The sequence below is a fragment of the Acinetobacter rathckeae genome, from assembly GCF_015627125.1.
GTDB lineage: Bacteria > Pseudomonadota > Gammaproteobacteria > Pseudomonadales > Moraxellaceae > Acinetobacter > Acinetobacter rathckeae.
Map to the genome: position 1 here is coordinate 40,577 of NZ_VTDO01000008.1, position 24,945 is coordinate 65,521.

21 protein-coding genes are annotated in these 24,945 nt (G+C 40.9%); 6 read left to right on the top strand and 15 right to left on the bottom strand.

What is annotated here, in order from left to right; genetic code table 11:
* The 3 genes from I2F31_RS11345 to I2F31_RS11355 all read left to right on the top strand — a co-directional run bounded on the left by I2F31_RS11345 (nt 1) and on the right by I2F31_RS11355 (nt 4,097).
* Nucleotides 1-1,701 (top strand): fructose-specific PTS transporter subunit EIIC, encoded by a 1,701-nt coding sequence (locus tag I2F31_RS11345; protein WP_195773910.1) that lies wholly within the window; start codon nt 1-3, stop codon nt 1,699-1,701.
* A 189-nt stretch (nt 1,702-1,890) separates the two neighbouring features.
* Complete coding sequence (locus tag I2F31_RS11350; protein WP_195769690.1) at nt 1,891-2,766, top strand: homocysteine S-methyltransferase family protein; 876 nt, start codon at nt 1,891-1,893, stop codon at nt 2,764-2,766.
* Nucleotides 2,767-2,771: 5 nt separating this feature from the next.
* The gene (locus I2F31_RS11355) at nt 2,772-4,097 is read left to right on the top strand and encodes a basic amino acid/polyamine antiporter (protein ID WP_195769691.1); all 1,326 of its coding nucleotides are present in this window, start codon (nt 2,772-2,774) and stop codon (nt 4,095-4,097) included.
* A gap of 51 nt (nt 4,098-4,148) precedes the next feature.
* Here the strand turns inward: I2F31_RS11355 and gltP are convergent, their stop codons facing one another.
* Entirely contained in the window at nt 4,149-5,435 is a 1,287-nt protein-coding gene (gene gltP / locus I2F31_RS11360; protein WP_195769692.1) for a glutamate/aspartate:proton symporter GltP, read from the bottom strand.
* Nucleotides 5,436-5,930: 495 nt separating this feature from the next.
* Between gltP and I2F31_RS11365 the strand changes: the two genes are divergently transcribed.
* Nucleotides 5,931-7,301: a phosphohexomutase domain-containing protein gene (locus I2F31_RS11365; protein ID WP_195769693.1), complete on the top strand. Its 1,371-nt coding sequence runs from the start codon at nt 5,931-5,933 to the stop codon at nt 7,299-7,301.
* Between the two features lie 51 nt (nt 7,302-7,352).
* On the opposite strand, the gene galE is transcribed toward I2F31_RS11365, so the two are convergent.
* The 12 genes from galE to tviB form a co-directional block, all read right to left on the bottom strand.
* Nucleotides 7,353-8,372, bottom strand: a complete 1,020-nt coding sequence (galE, locus tag I2F31_RS11370) for a UDP-glucose 4-epimerase GalE (protein ID WP_195773911.1) — start codon at nt 8,370-8,372, stop codon at nt 7,353-7,355.
* Nucleotides 8,365-10,038, bottom strand: a complete 1,674-nt coding sequence (pgi, locus tag I2F31_RS11375; protein WP_195769695.1) for a glucose-6-phosphate isomerase — start codon at nt 10,036-10,038, stop codon at nt 8,365-8,367. Before pgi ends, galE begins: the two co-directional genes overlap by 8 nt.
* Nucleotides 10,035-11,294, bottom strand: a complete 1,260-nt coding sequence (locus tag I2F31_RS11380; RefSeq protein ID WP_195769696.1) for a nucleotide sugar dehydrogenase — start codon at nt 11,292-11,294, stop codon at nt 10,035-10,037. The genes pgi and I2F31_RS11380 overlap by 4 nt, the downstream gene beginning before the upstream one ends.
* A 12-nt stretch (nt 11,295-11,306) precedes the next feature.
* Nucleotides 11,307-12,182, bottom strand: a complete 876-nt coding sequence (gene galU / locus I2F31_RS11385) for a UTP--glucose-1-phosphate uridylyltransferase GalU (RefSeq protein WP_195769697.1) — start codon at nt 12,180-12,182, stop codon at nt 11,307-11,309.
* Nucleotides 12,183-12,223: 41 nt separating this feature from the next.
* Nucleotides 12,224-12,844 carry a sugar transferase gene (locus I2F31_RS11390; protein ID WP_195769698.1) on the bottom strand — a complete coding sequence of 207 codons (621 nt, stop codon included), beginning with the start codon at nt 12,842-12,844 and terminating at the stop codon, nt 12,224-12,226.
* Between the two features lie 141 nt (nt 12,845-12,985).
* The gene (locus tag I2F31_RS11395; protein WP_323127582.1) at nt 12,986-14,119 is read right to left on the bottom strand and encodes a glycosyltransferase family 4 protein; all 1,134 of its coding nucleotides are present in this window, start codon (nt 14,117-14,119) and stop codon (nt 12,986-12,988) included.
* Nucleotides 14,116-15,156 (bottom strand): NAD-dependent epimerase/dehydratase family protein, encoded by a 1,041-nt coding sequence (locus tag I2F31_RS11400; protein ID WP_195769699.1) that lies wholly within the window; start codon nt 15,154-15,156, stop codon nt 14,116-14,118. Before I2F31_RS11400 ends, I2F31_RS11395 begins: the two co-directional genes overlap by 4 nt.
* A gap of 3 nt (nt 15,157-15,159) precedes the next feature.
* Nucleotides 15,160-16,248, bottom strand: coding sequence for a glycosyltransferase (locus tag I2F31_RS11405; RefSeq protein ID WP_195769700.1), 1,089 nt, complete (start codon nt 16,246-16,248; stop codon nt 15,160-15,162).
* Nucleotide 16,249: 1 nt separating this feature from the next.
* The gene (locus tag I2F31_RS11410; protein WP_195769701.1) at nt 16,250-17,338 is read right to left on the bottom strand and encodes a glycosyltransferase family 4 protein; all 1,089 of its coding nucleotides are present in this window, start codon (nt 17,336-17,338) and stop codon (nt 16,250-16,252) included.
* Entirely contained in the window at nt 17,335-18,300 is a 966-nt protein-coding gene (locus I2F31_RS11415) for a glycosyltransferase (protein WP_195769702.1), read from the bottom strand. Before I2F31_RS11415 ends, I2F31_RS11410 begins: the two co-directional genes overlap by 4 nt.
* 8 nt (nt 18,301-18,308) lie before the next feature.
* Entirely contained in the window at nt 18,309-19,571 is a 1,263-nt protein-coding gene (locus I2F31_RS11420) for a lipopolysaccharide biosynthesis protein (protein WP_195773912.1), read from the bottom strand.
* Nucleotides 19,572-19,577: 6 nt separating this feature from the next.
* The gene (gene tviB / locus I2F31_RS11425; RefSeq protein WP_195769704.1) at nt 19,578-20,855 is read right to left on the bottom strand and encodes a Vi polysaccharide biosynthesis UDP-N-acetylglucosamine C-6 dehydrogenase TviB; all 1,278 of its coding nucleotides are present in this window, start codon (nt 20,853-20,855) and stop codon (nt 19,578-19,580) included.
* Between the two features lie 280 nt (nt 20,856-21,135).
* Here tviB and I2F31_RS11430 point away from each other — a divergent pair, with 280 nt between their 5' ends.
* Nucleotides 21,136-21,825 (top strand): FKBP-type peptidyl-prolyl cis-trans isomerase, encoded by a 690-nt coding sequence (locus I2F31_RS11430; protein ID WP_195769705.1) that lies wholly within the window; start codon nt 21,136-21,138, stop codon nt 21,823-21,825.
* A gap of 55 nt (nt 21,826-21,880) precedes the next feature.
* Nucleotides 21,881-22,582: an FKBP-type peptidyl-prolyl cis-trans isomerase gene (locus tag I2F31_RS11435; RefSeq protein WP_195773914.1), complete on the top strand. Its 702-nt coding sequence runs from the start codon at nt 21,881-21,883 to the stop codon at nt 22,580-22,582.
* A 52-nt stretch (nt 22,583-22,634) separates the two neighbouring features.
* On the opposite strand, the gene murJ is transcribed toward I2F31_RS11435, so the two are convergent.
* Both murJ and ampD read right to left on the bottom strand, forming a co-directional pair.
* Nucleotides 22,635-24,176 carry a murein biosynthesis integral membrane protein MurJ gene (gene murJ / locus I2F31_RS11440; protein ID WP_195769706.1) on the bottom strand — a complete coding sequence of 514 codons (1,542 nt, stop codon included), beginning with the start codon at nt 24,174-24,176 and terminating at the stop codon, nt 22,635-22,637.
* Between the two features lie 62 nt (nt 24,177-24,238).
* A complete protein-coding gene (ampD, locus tag I2F31_RS11445; RefSeq protein WP_195769707.1) occupies nt 24,239-24,826 on the bottom strand; it encodes a 1,6-anhydro-N-acetylmuramyl-L-alanine amidase AmpD in 588 nt (195 codons plus the stop codon).
* Nucleotides 24,827-24,945: the final 119 nt, after the last annotated feature.

Below are 24,945 nucleotides of genomic sequence, written 5' to 3' on the forward strand. Positions count from 1 at the left end.
ATGGAAGACACTAAACACATTCTATTTGTACCAAATAGTGTAGAGAAACCCGTCAATGCATCTATTTTGGCACGCAAACTGGCTCAAACAGCAGTACAGCAGGGTTACATAGCGACAATTGCACAATCACTTGAAGATGATGCTCTCACTACAGCAAAGCAAGTAATTATTGTCGGTGATAAGCCAGCAAATACTCAAGTCATTGCAGACAAAACCGTTTCTATTGTCAGTCTTGATGTGGCACAAAATCATGCGAAAGACATTTTAACCAATGCACTGAGTACAGCCACAACGGCAGACCAGTTGGCAAGCACCTCAACAGGGGCAACCCGTTTTGTTGCCATTACAGCATGCCCAACAGGTGTTGCACACACCTTTATGGCAGCTGAAGCATTGCAACAAGGTGCGAAAAAACATGGCTATGACATTCAAATTGAAACCCAAGGCTCTGTGGGTGCAAAAAATATTTTAACTGCTGAACGTATTGCCCAAGCAGATATTGTCATTTTAGCCACAGACATTGAAGTTAACACAGACCGTTTTGTCGGTAAACGTGTATACCGCTGTGCAACTGGTTTTGCACTCAAACAAACGGACAAAGCCTTTGAAAATGCAGTCAAAGAAGCGACTGTGTTAGATTCAGGCAAACAATCGACCACCGCACAAGATGAGAAAAAAGAGAAAGCTGGCTTATATAAGCACTTACTCACAGGTATTTCATTTATGTTACCAATGGTGGTTGCAGGCGGTTTAATTTTAGCAATCTCGTTAATGTTTGGACTCAACCCTGCCGATCACACGCTAGGTGCAAACCTTGCCATGATTGGTAAAACAGCCATGATGCTCATGGTGCCTATGCTATCAGGTTATATTGCCTACTCGATTGCCGACCGCCCTGGTTTAACCCCTGGTCTGATTGGTGGCTTACTGGCATCTGAATCTTTAGGTGCAGGCTTCTTAGGAGGCATTGCTTCAGGCTTTATTGCAGGCTACCTTGCCCTATTTCTCGCTAAAAAACTAAAACTACCGCAAAGTGTTGAGTCTTTAAAACCGATTTTAATCATTCCATTATTGGCAAGTTTAGTCACTGGCTTACTCATGGTCTATGTAGTGGGTACACCTGTTGCTTACTTATTTGAGCTGATGAAAAACTTCTTAAATGGCATGGGTACAACCAATGCAGTACTCATGGGTATGGTACTTGCGGGCATGATGTGTATTGATTTAGGTGGCCCAATTAACAAAGCGGCTTATGCCTTTACGGTCGGCCTACTCACCACCAATACCTTTATGCCAATGGCTGCCACTATGGCAGGTGGTATGGTGCCACCATTGGGTATGGCAATTGCAACATTCTTAGCCAAAGCAAAGTTTGAACAAGCTGAGCGTGATGCAGGAAAAGCCTCTTTTGTACTCGGCCTATGCTTTATTTCAGAAGGTGCAATTTCTTTTGCAGCAAAAGATGCAGCACGTGTTATCCCTAGCTGTATTTTAGGTGGCGCACTAACAGGGGCATTGGTAGCATACTTTCACTGCGAACTTAGAGCACCCCATGGCGGTCTGTTTGTCTTGCTCATCCCAAATGCAATAAACCATGCTGGGCTATACCTATTGGCAATTTGTGCGGGTAGTTTACTTACAGGCATCACCTATGCCTTATTGAAACAAAAACAACCTGAAGTGATTGCTGAAAAAGCATAAACTGCTTTTAGTCTAAAAAGCCAAGTCACCGTACTTGGCTTTTTTATGGGCGATATAAAAGTATATTCAGCAACAAGATGAATGAAATTCATTTAATATTTTTTTGAATAAGTTTATTTAAAACTTGATTAACGAAATATCACTGTTTTTAAGTATACTCCATCCTAAAAATTTAGCTAGGAGTAAAACGTGAAAATTTTAGATGGTGGCGTAGGAAGAGAACTTGAACGCCGTGGTGCTCCTTTCCGACAACCTGAATGGTCTGCCCTCGCTTTATGGGAAGCACCTGAGATTGTAAAGCAAGTACATATTGACTTTATAAACGCAGGCGCAGAAGTCATTACCACCAATAACTATGCTGTGGTGCCCTTTCATATTGGCCAAGATAAATTTAACCAAGAGGCCAAACTACTTATTTCTACAGCGATACAACAAGCAAAACGAGCCGTAGAAGAAACAAAAACAAATACCCTCATTGCAGGTTCACTTCCACCGTTATTTGGCTCATACCGTGCAGACTTATTTGACCAAAGCCATGTCGCAGAGATTGCTGTACCTATTATTGAAACATTAAGCCCCGATGTAGATTTATGGCTTGCAGAAACGCAGTCCTGCTTACAAGAAGTAGAAATGGTACATAACCTTGTACCTAAAGATGGCCGACCATATTGGGTCTCTTTTACCTTACAAGACAATATCAGCTTGGCTCAAAGTCATTTACGTTCAGGTGAAACGCTCATTGAGGCAGCCAAACTCATTCAAAAACTAAACATTGATGCAGTACTATTTAACTGTTGCCAACCTGAAGTGATTTTACAAGCCATCCATGAAATGAAACAGCTTCTGCCTGACCTTCAAGTCGGGGCATATGCCAATGCTTTTGCTCCCCAAGATGAAACAGCAACTGCCAATGATGGAATAGATGCTGTACGAACAGACCTAGATCCAAATATGTATTTGAATTTTGCCAAACAATGGCAAAACGCAGGTGCAAGCCTCATTGGTGGCTGTTGTGGCATTAGCCCTGCACATATAAAACAACTCTCTATTCACCTTAAAGAATAACGCTTATGTCTTCTCGTAAAATTGGCTTAGTCGCACTGACGGCCCTTGTATTTAGTTCAATGGTTGGCTCTGGGGTATTTAGCCTGCCACAAAATATGGCTCAAGTAGCCAATGGTTCAGCACTGGTGATTGCATGGGGCATCACCGGTATTGGTATTTTATTCTTAGCATTTTCACTGCTGTATTTATCTCGCCAATTTCCAACTCTCGAAGGTGGTATTTATAACTATGCACGTGAAGGCTTTGGTGAGCTGATTGGCTTTTGTTCAGCTTGGGGCTATTGGCTGTGTACCACCATTGGTATTGTAGGCTATGTCGTGATTGCATTTTCTGCACTGGGTATGTTTGTAGACAGTAAAGAGCACATCATTTTTGGTGAAGGCAATACTATATATGCCATGATTGGCTCATCTATTTTTGTCTGGTTAGTTCACTTATTGGTCAGCAAAGGCATTAAAGAAGCCGCAATTGTTAACTTGATTGCAACCATTGCTAAAATTGTACCTATCGTTGTTTTTATTATTTTTAGCTTTATTGCTTTCAAGTTAGATCTATTTAAATTCAACTTTTCCGATGTTTCACTACAGGTACCAGTATGGCAACAAGTGAAAGATTTAATGCTCATCACGCTCTGGGTCTTTACAGGCATTGAAGGGGCTGTGGTACTCTCCTCTCGTGCAAAAAACCGTCACGACATTGGCAAAGCGACTGTACTTGGTGTCATCGTGGCATTGGTATTTTATGTGATGGTAACGGTATTGTCTTACGGTGTACTCAGCAGAACTGAAATTTCAGGGTTACATAACCCCTCTATGGCAACCATTTTAACCCATTTAATTGGTTTACCAGGCACGATTATTATTACGGTAGGTCTTATTATCTCCGTTGCATCATCTTATTTGAGTTGGACATTATTTGCGACGGAAATTCCTTTTCTTGCGGCTAAAAATGGGGCATTTCCTGCTGTCTTTTCAAAAACCAATTCAAATAATGTGCCTATTTCTTCACTCTGGCTCACCTCTATTGTGGTTCAGGTTTCTTTAATTGCTGTATGCTTTTTTGATAAGAACTACAACAACCTACTGCTCATTTCTTCTGTAATGATTCTATTGCCCTACTTTTTAGTATCTGCGTTTTATCTTAAAACTGCACTTAAATCAGGCCATAGCAAACACATTTTTATTGCATCTGTCGCTACATTGTATGCCGCTTGGCTGGTTTATGCAGCAGGCTTAGACCTACTGATGCTTTCAGGCATCTTATACGCTGTCGGTTTAATTATTTTCTTTTATAGTTATATCAAACATCAGCGGAAACAAAGCGAAATCTAAAACAAAAAAAACGGTTCATCATGAACCGTTTTTTATGACATCTGTTGTGTATTATTTTAAAGAAAGCTCATATGCCTTAGCTTTTTCAGTATCAAACTGTTTTTCCCACTTACTAATGACAAGTACAGCAAGGGCATTACCAATCACATTGAGTGCCGTACGTGCCATATCTAAAATACGGTCAACACCCGCAATAAATGCAAGACCTTCAAGTGGAATACCAACTGAACCAAGTGTTGCAAGTAATACAACAAAAGATACCCCTGGTACGCCTGCAATGCCCTTAGATGTCACCATTAAGGTCATTACTAAAACAATTTCTTGTGTCAGTGATAAATCAATACCGTACAGCTGTGCAATAAAAATGGCGGCAATACTTTGGTACAACGTAGAACCATCAAGGTTAAATGAATAACCTGTTGGTACAACAAAGCTAGAGATTGCTTTTGGTGCACCGTATGCTTCCATTTTTTGCATAATGCGTGGCAAGACTGTTTCTGAGCTGGCTGTAGAGAATGCCAAAATCAGCTCATCTTTTAAAATTTTAATAATAGTAAAGATGTTTAGGCCACAGAATTTTGCCACTAAGCCAAGAATCACTAAACCAAAAATTAAAATTGCAGCATAGACCAAGAGTACCAATTTTGCTAATGGCACTAATGAAGAGAAACCAAAGCTTGCAACGGTTACAGCAATTAATGCAAATACACCTACAGGTGCATACATCATCACAATATGTGTTACACGAAACATTGCTTCTGAAACAGATTTCATTACATCAAGTAAAGGCTGTTTTGTTTCATTCGGTAGTGCAGATAAACCCACACCAAAAATGACCGAGAAGAAAATGATCGGTAACATTTGTGCATTGGCCATCGCACTAAAAATATTTGAAGGAATCAGTGACAAAATGGTTTGTACAAAACTATGTGCACCAGACTGAACCTGCTCTGTAGTATGTTCATATTGTGAAATATCGACTTTATGCAGTAACGACATATCTACGCCATGACCTGGCTGGAACGTGTTTGCCAAAAAAATACCTAAAATAATGGCAACAGTGGTAATCACTTCAAAATAAAGAATGGTTTTTAAACCCAATGTACCTAATTTCTTTGAGTCACCAACGCCTGCAATACCTAAAATGAGTGTTGATATCACAATAGGTACAACTATCATTTTAATCAAACTAATAAAAATCTGACCTGCAGGTTTTAGGAAGTTGGTCACAATATAGTCTTTCAATTCGGGCTGATCATGCAAAATTGCACCAACAATTACACCCAAAACCAAGGCAATTAAGATTTGCCAAGCCAGACTAATCTTTACTTTTTTCATAGGTTCAGAACCCTACTTACTTTGTCTGATCTTTGCCATACCCATTGGCACAGCATCTCTCAGAAATGGAAAGATCAAGCACATCAGTTATCATGAAAACTTTTTGACATGCTCCCTTAAAACGGGAGTTAATGTACTCACGGGTTGTGAGTAGGTCAACAAAAAATTACATAGTTGGTCAAACGAATCACACAGATTAAATTAAATATGTTTTTTATCAACTAGTTAGTTATTTTAAGGATTTAAAGATAATTTTACTTAACTTTACATTTTCAGTAGAAATTTTACTAGAAATAAATTATACCTAAGTCGCGTACGTACACTGAATGACATTTTGTATCAATTATTTGAAAATAAAAAGAATATTGCAGATGTATTACAAGACCACAGATTATGTTGGACTTTTATAAAGTGTAGCTTTTTTATACTTACAAGTCATGAAATGCTCGTTATAATCAAAGCTCTTTGCAAACATCATAAACAACAGAAAAAGCCATGACAAAACTGACCTGTTTTAAAGCCTATGATATTCGAGGCAAACTAGAAACTGAACTAAATGAAGAGATTGCTTATAAAGTTGGCCGTGCTTATGGTCAAATTTATAAACCAAAACAAATTGTTGTCGGTTGCGATGTCCGCCTAAGCAGTGAGAGCCTAAAACAAGCGACCATTAATGGATTAAATGATGCAGGGGTAAATGTACTTGACCTTGGCATGACAGGGACTGAGGAGGTCTACTTTGGTGCTTTTCACTTAGACGTACAAGGTGGTATTGAAGTCACTGCAAGCCATAACCCAATGGATTATAATGGTATGAAATTGGTTCGAGAGAACGCTCGCCCAATTAGTGCAGATACAGGCCTAAAAGAAATTCAGGCCTTGGCTGAATCAAATACCTTTGAAGATGTTGCGACTAAAGGTGTCACTACAACTTACAATATCTTACCCGAGTTTGTAGAACATTTACTGACTTATATCCAACCTGAAAAAATTCGCCCACTTAAATTGGTAGTCAATGCAGGTAACGGTGCTGCAGGTCATGTGATTGATGCTTTAGAGGCTCAATTTGAAGCCAAAAATATTCCAATTGAATTTGTAAAAATTCACCACGAAGCAGATGGTAGCTTCCCAAATGGTATTCCTAACCCAATATTAGTAGAAAACCGTACCAGTACATCTAAAGCTGTACTTGAACATAAAGCAGATATGGGCATCGCATGGGACGGCGACTTTGACCGCTGTTTCTTGTTTGATGAAAAAGGACAATTCATTGAGGGCTACTATATTGTAGGTCTATTGGCACAAGCCTTTTTACTACAAAAAAGTGGTGAAAAAATTGTACATGACCCACGCTTGGTATGGAACACGCTCGATATTGTTGAAAAATATAATGGTGTAGCCGTACAGTCTAAATCAGGCCATGCATTTATTAAGCAAGTCATGCGTGAACAAAATGCTGTTTATGGCGGCGAAATGAGTGCGCATCACTATTTCCGTGATTTTGCATACTGTGACAGTGGCATGATTCCTTGGTTACTTGTCTCTGCACTCCTGTCTGAAACACAACAATCATTATCTTCATTGGTTGAAAACATGATTGCCAAATTCCCTTGTAGTGGTGAAATTAACTTTAAGGTGTCAGATACGCAAACTGTCATTCAACGTATTTTTGACCACTATGCGACTGCTCAACCAACAATCGATAAAACAGATGGTGTGAGCTTAGACTTTGGGACATGGCGTTTGAATATTCGTGCGTCAAATACTGAACCATTATTACGTTTAAACATTGAAGTTCGTGCAGCCGCTGCAGGTCGTTCTGTACAATCTTATGTAGATGAAGTAACAGCTTTAATTACAGCCTAAATCACTCAATCATAAAAAACGCAGCCTTGGCTGCGTTTTTTTAGCTTCAAATTACACGTTGTACCCTTTAGGGTTTTGCTTTTGCCAGTTCCAACTGTCTTTGAGCATGTCTTCTAAGTTGTGTTTTGGTGTCCAACCCAACTCATCTAATGCACGTTGGTTATCTGCAAAACACACCGCAACATCACCTGCTCGACGTGGTGAAAAAGCAAATGGAATTGCAACACCATTCACTGCCTCAAAGGTATTTTTAATCTCTAAAACAGAGATTCCTTGCCCTGTACCAATATTCCACGCTCTACACCCTGTGGTTTTTAAACGATAATCTAAAGCACATAAGTGAGCATCAGCTAAATCGACCACATGAATATAGTCACGTACACCCGTACCATCAGCTGTGTTGTAGTCGTTACCAAAAATAGCCAACTGTTCTCGTTTACCTACAGCCACTTGGGTCACATAGGGCATAAGATTATTTGGAATCCCTTGCGGGTCTTCACCAATCTTTCCACTCGCATGTGCACCAACAGGGTTAAAATAACGCAGTAAAGCAATCGACCAACGTGCATCTGCAATCGCTAGTTTTTCTAGCAACTGCTCAACCACTAATTTGGTATAACCATAGTTATTGTTTGGCATAGCCGTTGGCATAGACTCATTCAGTGGTGATGGTTGTTGATCACCATACACGGTCGCCGATGAGCTAAAGACAATACGAAAAACACCTGCTTTCTCCATCGCCTTAAATAAGCAAATACTGCCTGCAATATTATGCTCAAAATAAGACAGTGGAAATTGTTGGCTTTCACCCACCGCTTTAAGTCCTGCAAAGTGAATCACGGCGTCAATGTCATGCTGTGTAAAGATCTGATCTAACACCGCCTCATCACGAATATCACCTTCTACAAAAGTCAGTGTACGCTGTGCCAACTGCTCTACACGCTGTAAAGCATCGACTGAGCTATTACTTAAGTTATCAACCACGACAACATTGTGCCCTGCTTCAAGCAAAGCTAAACAAGTGTGTGAACCAATAAAACCTGCACCACCTGTCACTAAAACATTAGCCATGATTTTTTCCTAACAATATTTCTAGCAACCCGCGTGTTGAATCATCAAATTGTGAAAGGTCTGTGGTATCACCATTGAGTACAGGCAAGAGTTGGTTGGCAATCTCTTTGCCTTTTTCTACACCCCATTGGTCAAAGGCATTAATATTCCAGATGACCGATTGCACAAAGACTTTGTGTTCATATAACGCAATCATCATACCTAAGTTATATGGGTTTAACTCATTCATCAGCATGGTGCTGCTTGGACGGTTTCCTTCATATTGTTTATAGTCAGGCAAATGATCAATTTCATCTTTCGGTAAAACATCATTACCAAAAGCCAATAGTCTAGCTTGTGCCAAACAGTTTGAAAGGGCTAAGTGATGCTGTATGACTAAGGCTTCTGCATTGTCTGCATAAGTGAATTGCTTAGCATTATAGCGTTGTACCGGTGCAATAAAATCACAACTGACCGAGTGTGTGCCCTGATGCAGCAACTGATAGAACGCATGCTGTGCATTTGGCCCGACTTCACCCCATATAATTGGACAGGTATTTTGCTTTATTTTTTTACCATCTCTTTGTATGGTTTTACCATTGGATTCCATTTCAAGCTGTTGTAAGTACGAGGTGAAATATTTTAAGCGACCATCGTAGGGTAAAACAGCATGCGTTGGTAGATTTAGGAAGTTGGTATTCCACACGCCAAGCAACGCCAAAATCACCGGCATATTCTGTTCAAAAGGCGCTTTTTGAAAGTGCTGATCGACTGCATATGCACCTGCAAGAAACGCTTTAAAGCCTTCTACACCAATGGTGAGCGCAATTGGCAAGCCAATACATGACCAGAGCGAATAGCGTCCGCCTACCCAGTTCCACAGTTTAAATTGACAATGCGGTGCAATGCCCCATGCGGTCATTTTTTCAGGTTTAGTCGATACACCTACAAAGTGGCTTTTCACTACTTTATCATCATCACCTAACGCTTTTTGCAGCCATAAACGTGCAGTTTGTGCATTAGACAGTGTATCAATGGTACCAAAAGACTTCGATGACACAATAAATAGTGTGGTTTCAGGACGAAGTTGATGCAATATATCTGAAAGTTGTGTGCCGTCCATGGTCGACACAAAATGGGTTTTTAAGGCATTTTTGGTATTTACCTTAAAGTCAGATAAGGCATGGCTCACCATGAGTGGGCCAAGGTCTGACCCCCCTACACCAATATTGACCACATCTTGAATCACTTCACCCGTCACACCACGGTACTGCCCTGCATGAATTTTATTCACCAGTTTATACATTCGCTCTAATTGCTCATGTACTTGCGCAGCCACAGCAGTATGTTCGGTGCTTTTTTTCGGCAGACGTAATGCCCAGTGCATCACTGCACGCTGTTCGGTATAGTTAATTTTTTCGTCAGAAAATAGTTTTTTAATCCAATCATCTAGCTTTTGCTGTCTCGCAAAGGCCATGAGTTGGTTCATCACCTGCCCATCAACACGCTGTTTACTATAATCTAATGTTAACCCTTCTAGCGCCAAAGAAAAGTTTTTAAAACGTTCGTTATCTTGCTGAAATAAGTCTGTTAAATGTATAGATGCAAGTTCATCGGATCTTTTTTTTAATTGATTATAAGGGGTATTGAGAGCTTCTTTTGGAAAGCGGGTAATTTGATCGCTCATATTCTTCCAACTCCTTCGTATGCAAAGCCTTGTGATTTCACATAAGCTGCATCATAAACATTACGACCATCTAAAATAAGTGGATGCTTCATCAACTGATGTAAACGTGCATAGTCCAAACTTAAATACTGTTTCCATGCCGTCAGTAAACATAAAGCATCGGCATTTTCTACTGCCTCGTAACGAGATTCACACAGTACTAAATCTGCACGTTGCCCATATTTTTTTGCAATAAGAGGCAGTGCTTCTGGGTCATGCAATTGTACAGTTACACCTTGAGCCCACAATGCTTCTAACATGGTATGAATCGGTGAAAAGTTAATCCGTGGGGTATTTTCTTTAAATGATGCCCCCCAAATGGCGATAACCTTACCTTTTAAATCACATTGATAGTATTGCCACAATTTACGAAACAATAGCTCTTTTTGTTGCTCATTAATGGCCCAGACTTGCTCAAGTAGCTGGCTTTTTATCCCTGTGTCTTCAATGGTTTGTGTCAGGGTAAGTATATCTTGAGAAAAGTTTTCACCACCAAAGCCAACACCAGGCGCAATATATGATGAACCAATGCGAGAATCTGCACCGAGTCCTAAACGGACATTTGCAATATCAATATTGAGTTTTTCAGCCACTTGTGCCAAGTCATTCATATAGCTAATACGGGTTGCTAACATGCCTGATACGCTAAGTTTAGTAAACTCTGCATCTAAAATAGGCATAAACAAGTAATGATGGTTGGCATTATAAAATGGACGTAACACTTCTTTAATTTTCTGCTTTGCCGTATGGCCATCTACACCAATCACAATGTGCTCAACCTTGGTCACGCTGTCTAAAGTGTTACCTTCTTGTACCATATCTGGCAAATAGCACCAGTCATCTTTCGTGGCAATCGCTTGTAATTTTTTCGTGCCATTTAAGCCAAAACTTGAGCCATTGACCATCAATTTAGGGTGAATCACAGGTTTGTTTTGAATATCTTTTAAGACCTGTGCTGCAAGCATGTACTCATGTGAGTTAAAAGCAAAAAAATACGCATCTGCTGTGACAGGAATATCGCAAGCCGAACAAATTTGTAAACTTTTTCTTATGATTTGCTTATTAATTAAATCATTGACGGCTTTATCTTGATACACCACCGAACAAAAATCTTTATCGGTTGGGTACTGACACCAAAAAACTTGGTGTCCGTACTCTGCAAATAAGCTCGCCATGACACCTGCATGTAATGTTGTACCATAAACTGCAATTTTCATGACTTATCCTTATTATAATTGAAGCTCTTTAATCATGTGTTGGAAGTCTGCACCTAATTTAGGGTGTGATACACCGTAATGTAAAACCGCTTTTAAATAACCAAGCTTACTACCACAATCAAAGGTTTGGCCTTGCATACGAAATGCTTCTACCGTTTCTTCACTTTGTAGCTGTGCAATCGCATCTGTGAGCTGAATTTCATTACCCGCACCTTTAGGCGTAGTTTCTAAAATTTTCATTACTTTCGCAGGTAGCACGTAACGCCCAATCACAGACAAGTTACTTGGTGCTTGGTCAACTGCAGGCTTTTCAACAATACCTTTCATTTTCACACTCTGACCCACTGCAGGTGACTGAGCCACATCAACAATACCGTATTGATTCACCAAATGCTCAGGTACAGCTTCAACCATAATTTGTGCAGCATGGGTTTGCTTAAAACGCTCCACCATTTGTGCAAGATCACTGTATTCCGTTTGGTCTTTTACCAATACATCTGGTAGCAACACAGCAAAATCTTCCCCGCCAACGATGTCTTTGGCACACAATACCGCATGACCTAAACCTAAAGGTTGTGGCTGTCTCACACTCACAATAGACACATCACGCGGCACAATATGCTGAATTTCAGCCAATAAGTCATATTTTTTCTTATTTTCGAGCGTGGTTTCTAGTTCAAAGTTACGATCAAAATAGTTTTCAATAGATGCTTTTGATGAATGTGTGACTAAAATAATTTGCTTAATTCCCGCAGCAACCGCCTCTTTCACAACATACTCAATGGCAGGGCGGTCAACCACCGTAACCATTTCTTTTGGAATTGATTTACTTGCAGGTAAAAAACGTGTTCCTAAACCGGCAACAGGAAGAATGGCTTTTGTAATCATGACAACTCTACTTTGCTTCATTAATAATATTTAAGGTGAACCTATTCGCTCTCTTTTTTCGATTGATCAGAGGTATTTCCTTTAAACAACGAAGGCCCTACATGACCAGGTGCATTCACACCTTCTTTTTTTAGCATCACCCACACTGTTTTAAACATAATTTTAAAATCAATCAAGATATTTTTGTGATCAACATACCACACATCAAGCTTAAAACGTGCATCATAATCTAACTCATTACGCCCACTAATTTGTGCCAACCCTGTCATGCCCGGACGAACCAACAAACGGCGGGCTTGTTCGGGTGAATAAAGAGCCACAAATTCTTTAAGCATAGGACGTGGCCCCACCACACTCATATCGCCTTTAATCACATTCAACAGTTGTGGCATTTCATCTAAACTGGTCGAACGCAGTTTTTGCCCAAAAGGCGTAATACGAGCTTCGTCTGGCAATGCTTGACCATTGGCATCATATGCATCTTTCATGGAGCGAAACTTCATCATTTTAAACAGCTTGCCATCTTTACCCGGACGCTCTTGATAAAAAAACACAGGCGAACCCATATTTTTTTTCACTTTCCACATCACATATAAAAACAACGGTGACAATAACACCAATGCAATAGATGCAATAATAATATCAATAAAGCGTTTACACATGCTGATGGCCTCAATCTTTCATTAACCATAATCATGTTAACGAATGATGTCTTACGACAAAAAATGATAGGTTTTGGCGAATATTTTACTCGATATTGTGACAAGCATGGCAAGATTAATCAGGCCATAGACTAAAAATCATCATTGCATCAGGGTGATCATCTGCTGATTTACCAAATGCACATCGTAACGTGTTTTCACGATATCAAATGAAGCTTGCCCCATACGAGTCATGTCTTGAGGTTTGGCAATCAATTTAAGCATGGCTTGCGCCAACTCATTGGCTGACCCCACACTGACCTGATAGCCATTTACACCATCAACAATGGTTTCTTTACAGCCCGGTGCATTGGTGGTGATCACCACACGCCCCATCGCCATAGCTTCTAATACCGAACGTGGCGTGCCTTCTCTATACGATGGCAAGACCATGACATTACTTTGTGCCAGTACAGGGCGTACATCGTCAAGTTTCCCCCAATAGTTGACTAAGCCCTCACCGATCCAGTCATCAAGCAAAGATTGTGAAATGGCTTCTGGATTTTGATCAATCCAACCGACCAAATGAAACTCAGCTTGAGGGTGGTTTTCTTTGACCTGCCGTATGGCATCTATATACTCGTAAATGCCTTTATCTCGTAACAGTCGTGCAACCATCACAAAAACTGGACGATTGTTTTGGTCTTGATTTTGAACCAAAGGACAGCGTTGAAAATGGTGCATATTGACCCCTGAACCATTCACTACCCCTGTGGCAGTGCCCTTCAAATGCCCTAATTGCTCAATGAGCTGTAAGTCATCTGGGTTTTGAAAAATGACCCGTGTGGCTTTAGACATCGCAAAAGAAAAAATAGTATCAAAGATTTTTTTAATGTATTTAAAGTAGCCTGTATGCGTGTCTTGAAAAGCAAAGCCTAAACCGCTGAGTAGTACATAACGCTCACCAATCCCTGCCATATAAGCAGCCAATGTGCCATACATGGCCGGTTTAATAGTATAGCTTAACACTTTATTGGGCTGAATTTTCTTGAGCTGTTGGTATAGGCTAAATATGGCTTTACTGTCGTGCACAGGGTTTGTGCCTGTCTTTTTTAAAAAGTACCCGTGCACATGAAAACCAAGCGTTTGGAAGTAGCTTTGCTCATTTGGGCACTCAGCTAAATTGGGGGCTAAAATATGAATCTCATCGCCTTGTTCAGCCAATGCCAAAAGTAAATCGGCCCTTAAATTTCGCACCGTGTATAAGTCATTCGAAATAATACAAAACTTTTTCACGTCGATGAACCTTGCAAATGTGAAATGTACCAAGGCATGGCACGTTCAATACCTTGTGCTAAATCAAACTCAGCGACATAGCCCAAGCGCTGCTGTATCTTGCTGATGTCTGCCTGTGAGTGTTTGACATCACCTGCACGAAAATCTCGATACACCACGTTATGCTCATGGTTTACGCCATGCTTTGCCAAAGTTTGTTTCAGTAGCTCAACCAGTTCATTTAAAGTGGTACGCCCCCCCACTGCCACATTATAAATCTGATTCAGGGCATTGGGGTCTGTGCTACAGGCAGCCAAAATATTGGCCTGCACGGCGTTATCTACAAAATTAAAATCTCGGCTGGTTTTACCATCACCATTAATAAATACTGTTTGCTGTGCAATCATGGATGCTGTCCACTTTGGAATGACTGCTGCATATGCCCCTTCGGGGGTTTGTCTTGGGCCGAAGACATTAAAGTAACGTAGCCCCACCGAGTTAAAATCATAACTGCGTTTAAACACACTGGCATACAGTTCATTCACGTACTTGGTCACGGCATAAGGTGACAACGGATTGCCAATAATATCTTCTTGTTTTGGCAATGCTACATGGTCGCCATAGGTTGAGCTACTGGCCGCATAGACAAAGTTTTTTACCTGTGCATTTTTAGCTGCCACTAACATATTTAAAAAGCCATCAATATTGGCAGCATTGGTAGCAATCGGGTTTTCAATCGAACGAGGCACTGAACCCAAGGCCGCTTGATGCAATACATAATCCACCCCCGTACACGCTCGCTCACAGTCAGCCAAACAGCAAATATCACCTTGAATGAATGAAAACCGTTGCCACTGTGTTGGCGTCACCGCCTGTTGCACTTGGTCTAAATTATGCTGAAAACCCGTGGCAAAGTTATCTAAGCCCACCACAGTTTGGTCAAGTTTCAGGAGTTTTTCTAATAAGTTTGAGCCAATAAACCCTGCAACACCTGTAATCAGCCATGTTTTCGCCTGTTGCTGTAATTGCTCGCACTGTGTTTGATATGCTGTTGTCATTGTTTATCCTTCATTCTTTTGATAGATAGCCAGCCAATCATCACACATACGTGTCAGGCTATAATTCGCTTCAATCTGTTGACGGTGCTGTTGCCCTATATGTTGCTTTTCATGCTCACTTAACGCACTGGCTTCACGCAGTTTGTCGGCCAAAGCTTGGCTATTTTTTGGTGGTACTAACCAATGTGGCGATGCTAATACTTCTTTGACCCCACCGCAATCTGTTGCCACCACCACGCGTTCACAGCTCATGGCTTCTGCAACCACTAAACCAAAGCCTTCCCATGCCGAAGACAACACAAAAATATCGGCCATAGACAGCCAGTGTTCCACGTGGAACTGCCGACCAAGTAAGATCACCTGCTCGGTCAGCTGTTGTTGAATGATTAAGTCACTAATTTGCTCACGCAACTCCCCATCACCAATAATAAAGAGCTTTTTATGTTTTAGCGATGCACATTTGGCAAAAGCATGGATCAGGTTGGCGTAGTCTTTCGCTATATTAAAACGCCCAATCGCCATAAACACCACGTCTTGCTCAGACAATCCATACTGCTGTCTATACTGTGTGCGGTATGCATCATTATACCGAAACTTACCCGTGTCTATACCATTGGTCACAGTCACACTACGCTGTGCAGAAAAAGCCCGTTGTGCAATAAAATACTGGGTCGCTTCATGGCTGACATTGCTATTTACATCGGCCAAAGCATCCGTGTAACGGTACAACATACGCCGTGTGGTTCCGCCAATCGCTTTACTATGTGCAGTACAAATCAAGCGAGGCATAACACATAGTTTTCGCATTATACGGGTAAAAATAATGGCATGAAATAAATGTGCATGTACTACATCTGGCTGAAAATCTTTAAGTAACTGTTTAAAACGGCGTACCACTTTTGGCAATGCCAACATAGAGTCTAAACCCAATGCACACAATTCTATATGTTCAGGAACCTGCGCCGTAACTTGACCTTTTAAGTAGGCAATTTTTACCTCATGCCCACGCTGAATCAGTTGCGTGGCTAAGCTCAGCACCACATTTTCCGCACCGCCTAAGCCAAGCCCTGTAATCAGCAAGAGTACTTTCATGCTAATTTATCCGAGCACATAAACGTTGCCACTGTGTCACGATTTGACCAACTTCATACACAGACACGTCTTTTAAATTCGCGTCTGCACAGGTTTGATAATGTTCGCGGTCTTGCATCAATTGCATGAGCCCCTCCGCCAAAGCAATATGATTTTCAGGCTCTACCACACGATTTTGCGTCGCCTTTAAAATTTCTTTTGGCCCTACAGGACAATCAAAGGCCACAATAGGAATGCCAAAAGCCATTGCTTCCAGCAACACCATACCAAAACCCTCGGAACGAGAGCTTAATGCATACATAGAGGCCTGTTGATAATATGGCGTCAGGTCTGCTGTGGCAGGGTGAAACTCAACTGAACCAGATAAACCCAACTGTTCTCGCTGTGCAGATAGGTTCTCTTGCTCTACACCAGAACCAATAATCTGTAACCGCCAATCTGGATATTTTTTTTGTACTAGATGCCAAGCATCGAGCAATAAATCAAAGCCTTTTTCATGCCGTAAACGTCCCACACTTAGCACCGTTTTATGTTGCTGGGTTGCAGTGGTGGTCTGTACTGCAAATGGCAGTGGATTATAAATACAGCATAGATGTGCCTTATGCTTTGGCAAGTGCTGTTGCCACTGGGCTAAATCATGTTGGGTGAGTGTGACCACAGCATCACAATAACGTGAGGCCAACACACGCCCCCAACGGCGAAACTTTTGATTGAGGTCAACATGAAAACTAAAATGCTCCCAGCAAATATGTTTGACCTTTAAACCAAATAGCGCAGGCACCGTAAAGACACAAGAAATACTATCGACCACCACCAACGTATCAATCTGATGTGTTTTGACATAACGACGAATACTCCACATGCTTGCGATTGCATGCTTTTTCATAGATACTTTTTGAGTAAACAAAGCATGGTTGTTTACCCGTGCAGACAAGTCAAAAAACGGTTGGTCGCCTGCATAAATATTTAAAATGTGTACCTCTGTATTGGCCTGCTGTGCCAGTGCATTGGCCAATAGCGTGGTCACACGCTCTGTACCCCCTGACAGATTCAAATTACCCATCAAAAAACAGATCTTTTGTGTGGTCATTGTTTTAAACCCAAAGCACGTAGAGCACGATCAAACATTAAAAAGCCCAACCCAAAACGTAAAAACAAACGATTACCACGGTTCAGTATAAAAGCATGCTCTGGCTTGGCTTGAACAATCTGTGATTTCAGTTTTGCCCAACGAGCATAGGCACGGCGGTAGCCTTCGGCTGAAATACTGTCATTGATATACGACTGACTAATGGCAACCAACGTCGGTGCAAGCACAGGGTATTGCTTTAAATATGCCAAATAATGTATTGCCCCCTGCCCTAAATCATGAATATTTTTTTCAGATTTTGTGGCAGTAATGCCATGTAAATTGATACGGTATTGCAATAACACCGCAGGGCTAAAATACACCTGCTGTGCTTTTAAAAATAGAAATGGCGTGGTGTAAGCATCTTCATAGTTCCGTCCCACGGGAAATGAAATCCCATCAAATAAATCACGCTTATACACACGAAGCCAAGAAAACCATGCAGAGCGGTTAAATATACTCAAATACAGATCATTTGTTAACGTATGTTTTCCTGTGTAAGACATTGCAGTTAAAAATGCAGAAATAGCACCATCATCACTGATCCGTTCGGCTTGAAACTGCACAATATCAAGGTTTGAATGACTGTTTAAAATGGCCAAAATCTCGTCAAAATAATTGGCTTTAAGCAGGTCATCTGAGTCTAAAAAAGCCACATACTGCCCTGTAGCGTGTGCAAGCCCTGTATTACGTGCCCCACTCAGCCCCATATTGTGCTGATCTATACACTTAAATTGTTGCTGTACAGCATGTGCTTGCTGTGCCAAATACGCACGTGCCAACTGCATCGACTGATCAGGTGTGCCATCATTCACAAGTAGCACTTCAACGCCATGTAATGGCAACTGCATACATACGCTGTGTAGGCATGCCTCAATGTAGGCTTCAACCTTATAAATAGGAATAATTAAGCTCAGTTGCATGAAAGTGCCTACGAATGCAGATAAGTCGAGGGTTTAAACATACGCACATGCGTATTGAAAATCACGCCACCGCGATAAAAATAATTAAAGATGGTAAGCGACATCAATTCAGTAATGAGAATGGCAAAAACAGCCCCATTTAAACCATAAAAATGAATGGCACTGTAAGTCACACACACATTAAACAACACCAACAGCATGGTTTTTTTATGTAAATAATCATAGGCATTAAACTTCATCAAATACTTTTCAGCAACGGTAGAAAGCCCAGAAAATAACGTCACCACCACCGCAGGCAGTAAAATATGGTTCACTTCGGCATAGGCTGGGCCGTATAGCCAATCAATAATGAAGTGACCAAATAATGCAAAAAATAACAGTGCAGACAATGCTACGCCTGCCACCATGCTATTTAAACGTGCGACTTTATTTTGGCTATGCTCAAATGATTTTTCCGCATAAATTTGCGTTAAGAACGATGAAATCAAAGCATTTAATACGAAGTAAAAACTTGCACCCAAGGTCATGGCCACTGTGTAAATCCCTAAATCATGCTGTGATGACAACCCTAAAAATAACTGCGATGTTTTGGTAAAAATCGCAATCGATAAACTATACAACACCAGCTTTTTTCCCACACCAAGCATATAGTGGCGGTACTGTCTCGCATGCTGCCCTAATAAACCTGACTGCGTCACTTTATACTTTTCAAACAACACACGACGCATCATAAATGGAATAAAGGTCACCAAAATAATGGGAATACTCAAATACGCCACAGGCAACTGCCATGAAGCAATGGCGTAACGTACCGCAAGACTCACAACAATGGCTGTCACATTGCATAAGGTATTTAAATGCGATTGCAACGTGGCATTAAAGTAAATGCTATACACATCATGCAACGCAAAATACACCGCCACACAAGAGGCCAATGAAAAAACAAAGGTCAGCCGATCTAAAGAAAAATACAAGTAAGCGAGCACAAAACTGGCAAATACAGCATACAGCACATTACGTGTCTGTTTGGTGGCCAAAATAATACGCTCACCCGTTTGCTGTCGCTGACTGGTTTTTTGAAAAATAATATTGTCTGAGCCAAACATAGCCAATGTTTGCACAATGGCAAAAATAGAGGTGGCAAAGGTCAACTTACCAAAGTCTTCAGGGCCGATATAACGTGCCACAAATGAGGTCACAAAAATCAGCCCCACGATAGACAATAACTTTTCAGACATCATCCACAGTGAGTTACGATAGACTTTTTTCATAAATGACTACAAACGAATATCAACAACGTGCTTTGGCAACACATATTTTAAGTCATACAACACAAAGTTGGCTTTGGCCATCTGTGCAATCTGTGGCTGTGTCAGAGTTTTAAACTGATCGTGTGCCACAGCCAAAACCACCGCATCATAATACTGCTGTTTTGGTGTATCAATTAAACTTAGACCATATTCGTGCATCACATCATTGGCATCTACCCATGGGTCATAAATATCGACATCTATATGATATTCTTGTAACTCTTTAACAATATCAACCACTTTAGTGTTTCTAACATCTGGGCAGTTTTCTTTAAAGCTTAACCCCAACACCAACACTTTGGCTTCTTCAACTTGTATACGTTTTTTAATCATGGTTTTGACCAACTGCGTGACCACATAGCCTGCCATACCATCATTTAAACGTCGCCCTGCTAAAATAATTTCAGGATGGTAGCCAATCGCTTGTGCCTTATGGGTCAAGTAATACGGGTCAACCCCAATACAGTGCCCGCCTACAAGCCCTGGGCGAAATGGTAAAAAATTCCACTTTGTGCCTGCGGCTTGTAAGACTTCTTCGGTATCTATGCCCATTTTATTAAAAATCAGTGCCAACTCATTGATTAATGCAATATTGACATCTCGTTGCGTGTTTTCTATCACTTTGGCCGCTTCAGCCACTTTAATACTGGTGGCTTTATAGGTACCCGCGGTAATAATCAACTGATACACCGAGTCTACATAATCTGCAATGTCTGGGGTCGAACCAGACGTGACTTTTAAAATATTAGTCACACGGTGCTGTTTATCACCGGGGTTAATGCGCTCAGGGCTATAACCTGCAAAAAAGTCTTGGTTAAAACGTAAACCAGAGATTTTTTCTAAAATAGGAATACACACTTCTTCTGTCGCCCCCGGGTACACCGTTGACTCATACACTACGGTATTGCCTTTTTTGAGCACGGTGGCAATACTTTCAGAGGCTTTAATCAGCGGCGTTAAATCAGGCTGTTTATATTCATCAATCGGTGTCGGCACAGTCACAATAAAAAAATTACACGTAGCTAAATCTGCAACCTGTGTGGTATAGCTTAAATGCGTGGCTTGAGCCAACTCATCTTTTGACGTTTCTAAGGTATGATCATGGCCTTGGCGCAAAGCTGTAATGCGTTTTTCATGAATATCGAACCCAATGGTTGCCACCTGTTTGCCAAATTCAACGGCCAAAGGCAGGCCAACATAGCCTAATCCAACCACAGCAATGCGAAGATGATGGTGCTGCAACATATGGGTTTTGTCCTACATATCAATATTGTTTTTTTATGACCAAACGTGGATTGGTCGAGGCGCTAATATAGCAGAATTTGCATTTTTTGTTTTTGAAAAGTGCAGATAAAAGTGGTGAAAATCTGATTGATTTTTACAGTTTTTAAACAGCTTTTTTCACTTATCTGCCCTGCTTTCACATAAAAAGCATATCGTTTCGATACAATACGTTATATGCTTAGTTTTATAAGGAACATCATACCTTACGGTATGATCAAAACGTAGATGTTAGGATATCATTATGAGTAAGATTTTACCTGTTTCAGTCGCAGTTCTTTTAACTGGTATGGCACTATTGCCTGTTGCCTGTTCAAAACACGACGAAGCAGACAAGAAACCAAAAGTTGCAAAAAGCACAGACCCTATTAAAGTACTGAGCTATACCCAAGGTTATCAACTGGGTGCACAGTTGCCTGAAGAAATTGACAGCAAGCAATTGGCTAAAGGTATTGAAGATGGTAAATCTCACAAGCCTGCACGTTATAGCGAAGAAGACGTTAAAAATGCGTTGACAGCTTATCAAAAGAGCCTAGAAGAAAAAGCAAAATCATTAAATGCTAAAAATGATACGTTCTTAGCAGACAATGCAAAAAAACCAGACATTAAAACCACAGCGTCTGGCCTACAGTACCAAATCTTAAAAGAAGGTACAGGCAAGTCACCAACAGCATCTTCTACAGTGAAAGTAAACTACGAAGGTAAATTGGTAGATGGCACTGTATTTGACAGCTCATTTAAACGTAATGAACCTGTTGACTTACCACTTGCATCAACCATTCCAGGTTGGGTTGAAGGCTTACCACTCATTAAAGAAGGTGGTAGCATGATGCTCTATGTTCCTGCAAAACTGGGCTACGGCGAACACAGTGTTGGTAATATTCCAGCAAATAGTGTACTGATCTTTAAAGTTGACCTTATCTCAGTCAAATAATCAGATGATGGAGAGCATTAACGCTCTCCATTTTTAATTTAGGGGTCATCCTATGATGAAAAAAATGTTGGTTTTGTGCACCATCACCAGTTTATCTGGCTCACTTTGGGCAGTCACCAATAACAACGGCGTAACACTACGTAGCTCTCAAAGTGACCAAGCAGGCTACAGCCTCGGTTATTTATTGGGCAAAAATAATGCCGAAGCACTTCAAGGCATTAACCTTGATGCATTTATTCAAGGTTTAAGTACCGCCGCTAAAGGCAAACAGCCTGTTTTATCAGAACAAGATATGGCAAAAGTGCTTGACCGCTATAAAAAACAATCAGAAGCCAAAGAATTAAATGCACTGCAACATGTTGCAGAAAAGAATAGCCGAGAAGGTGAACAATTTTTAGCAGATAATGCACAAAAAACTGGGGTGATGACCACCAGTACGGGTCTACAATACTCTACCATCACCACAGGTACAGGCAAAAGCCCAAGTAAAGACAGCACTGTCACCATCAACTACGAAGGCCGTTTACTTGACGGTACAGTTTTTGACAGTTCAATTGCACGTCAGCAACCTGTCACACTCAAAATTAGTGAAGTGATTACAGGACTTGCACAAGGTTTAAGCACCATGAAAGAAGGCGGTAAATCACGCTTTTTCATTCCTGCAAAACTAGGCTATGGTGCTATTGGTGCAGGCGATGCGATTGGCCCAGACAGCACACTTATTTTTGATGTCGATCTCATTAAAGTTGCAGATTAACACCACATACCTACTGCCCTATCCTCAAACTGGTTAGGGCAGCACATGTGATTTATGGGCGTAAATGCCTTGGTCTAAAACCACTCAGTAGCAATGCAACACTGTATGCTACGACACCAACCACACACAAGCCAATTACTTCGGCAATGCGTATCCACTGCGATAGCGTGCCGTCATAAAAATGTAAGCCACACAATAAAGCAATCACCATCGCTATGTTCGCCACAGCGTACTGCAGTGCAATCTTCTTCCAATGTGAGCCAAACCGAAAAATGCCTCGTGTATGCAAAAAGTAGTATAACAAACCTGCATTCGCCAGTGCTGAAAGCGACGATGAAATACCCAAGGCCATATGTGGTGCATGCCAATCTAAATACTTAAACAACGTAATAAACACCACATTACTCAAAGCATTGGTTGCCACTGCAATTAACCCCACACGTACGGGGGTTTTCGTGTCTTGTTGTGCATAAAACCCTGGTGCAAAGACTTTAATTAGCATAAAAGCCAACACACCACCGCTCATCGACTGCAAGGCCAAGGCCGTCATATGCGTATCTCTCACACTAAACTCACCATGCTGAAATAATGATTGAATAATCGGTGTAGACAACATAAAGAGTGCCAAACTTGCAGGCACACCCACCAAAATAATCACCCGCGCTGCCCAATCAATCATGGCTTTAAACTTTTCAGTATCTTGTTCAGCATGTCTTGCAGACAGTGATGGTAAAATCACTGTACCAATTGCAACACCAATCAGCCCCAAAGGTAACTCTGTCATACGCTCGGCACTATACAACCAAGACACCGAGCCATCTTGCATAAAAGATGCCCAAATGGTGTTAAGTAACAGATTAATTTGCGTTACAGATACACCAAATAATGCAGGTAGCATCAGTTTTAATATTTTTTGTACGCCATCATGCTTAAAGTCTACTTTTGGCGTGATTAATAATTTTTTCCGCCACAGCTCTGGAATTTGTATCGCTAACTGCACCATACCTGCTGCAATCACCGCCCATCCCAAAGACATAATGGGTGTTTCCATATGTGGAGATAACCACCATGCCCCTGCAATCATGGCTACATTGAGTAAAACAGGTGAAAAAGCAGGGCTAAAAAAGGACTCATAGCTATTTAAAATACTGCTAGCAAATGCAGTTAATGACATAAACAGTAAGTATGGAATGGTTAAGCGGAACATACCAACCGCTTGGGCAAACTTTTCTGGATGGTCATGAAAGCCAGGGGCATAAATATAGATAATCGCAGGTGCAACAAGCATTGCCAATAATGTGATTGTCGACATCAGCATCAGTAAACAACCAAAAACACGGCTAATCAGTATTTGTACTTCTGCATGTATCCGCTCGGTTTTATATTCGGTCAGTACAGGAATAAAGGCTTGAGAAAATGCACCTTCTGCAAAAAGTCGCCTAAAAAAGTTAGGAATCCTAAACGCAACAACAAATACGTCAAACTCCTTTCCTGCTCCAAATACATTTAACAACACCATGTCACGGACTAAACCCAAAATACGTGACAGCATCGTCATTGCACTTACGACAAATGTCGATCGCCAAAGCGCCATGCGTGATTCCTAATTCGTTATTTTTAAAGTCGCTATTTTAATCAAAAAAAAACTTTTTTCCGTTATAAATTGGCAATACGCTGATTTTCTTTTGCAACAAGATCTCTAAAATACGCCCAATTAAAATAGGGGCCTGGATCGGTTTTACGTACAGGTGCAATATCTGAATGCCCTGCCAAGTGTTGTTGTACTTTGGGATAAGTATGTTGCAACGATGCCACCACTTGTGCCAATACCGTATATTGCACGGCTTCAAATGGCAAATCATCACAGCCCTCTAGCTCTATACCAATCGAGTAGTCATTACACTCGTTTAAACCCAAATAGCTCGAACGCCCTGCATGCCAAGCACGGTCATTAAAATTCACACATTGAATGACTTCTCCAGTACGTAAAATCACGAGATGTGCAGACACCTCTAAACCTTCAATTTGCTTAAAATAAGGATGCTTTGTATGGTCTAAACGATTTTGAAAGAAATCTTCAATATACCCGCCACCAAACTGTGCAGGCGGTAAGCTAATATTATGTATGACAATGAGCTGAATTTCTGCATCAAAAGGTCTTGGGTTAAAATTAGGCGACTGAACTTGTCTTGCCCCACCAAGTACCCCAGCTTCAACAAGAAAAGTATTCGATCTATCTTGCATGTTTACACTTTAACTTTATAAAAAAATGAGCATAACAAGTTTTATTGGCAGATACATACAATATTACATCAAGGTATCAATTTATCGGCAATTTCATTTTTACTTCATGCTGAACACGG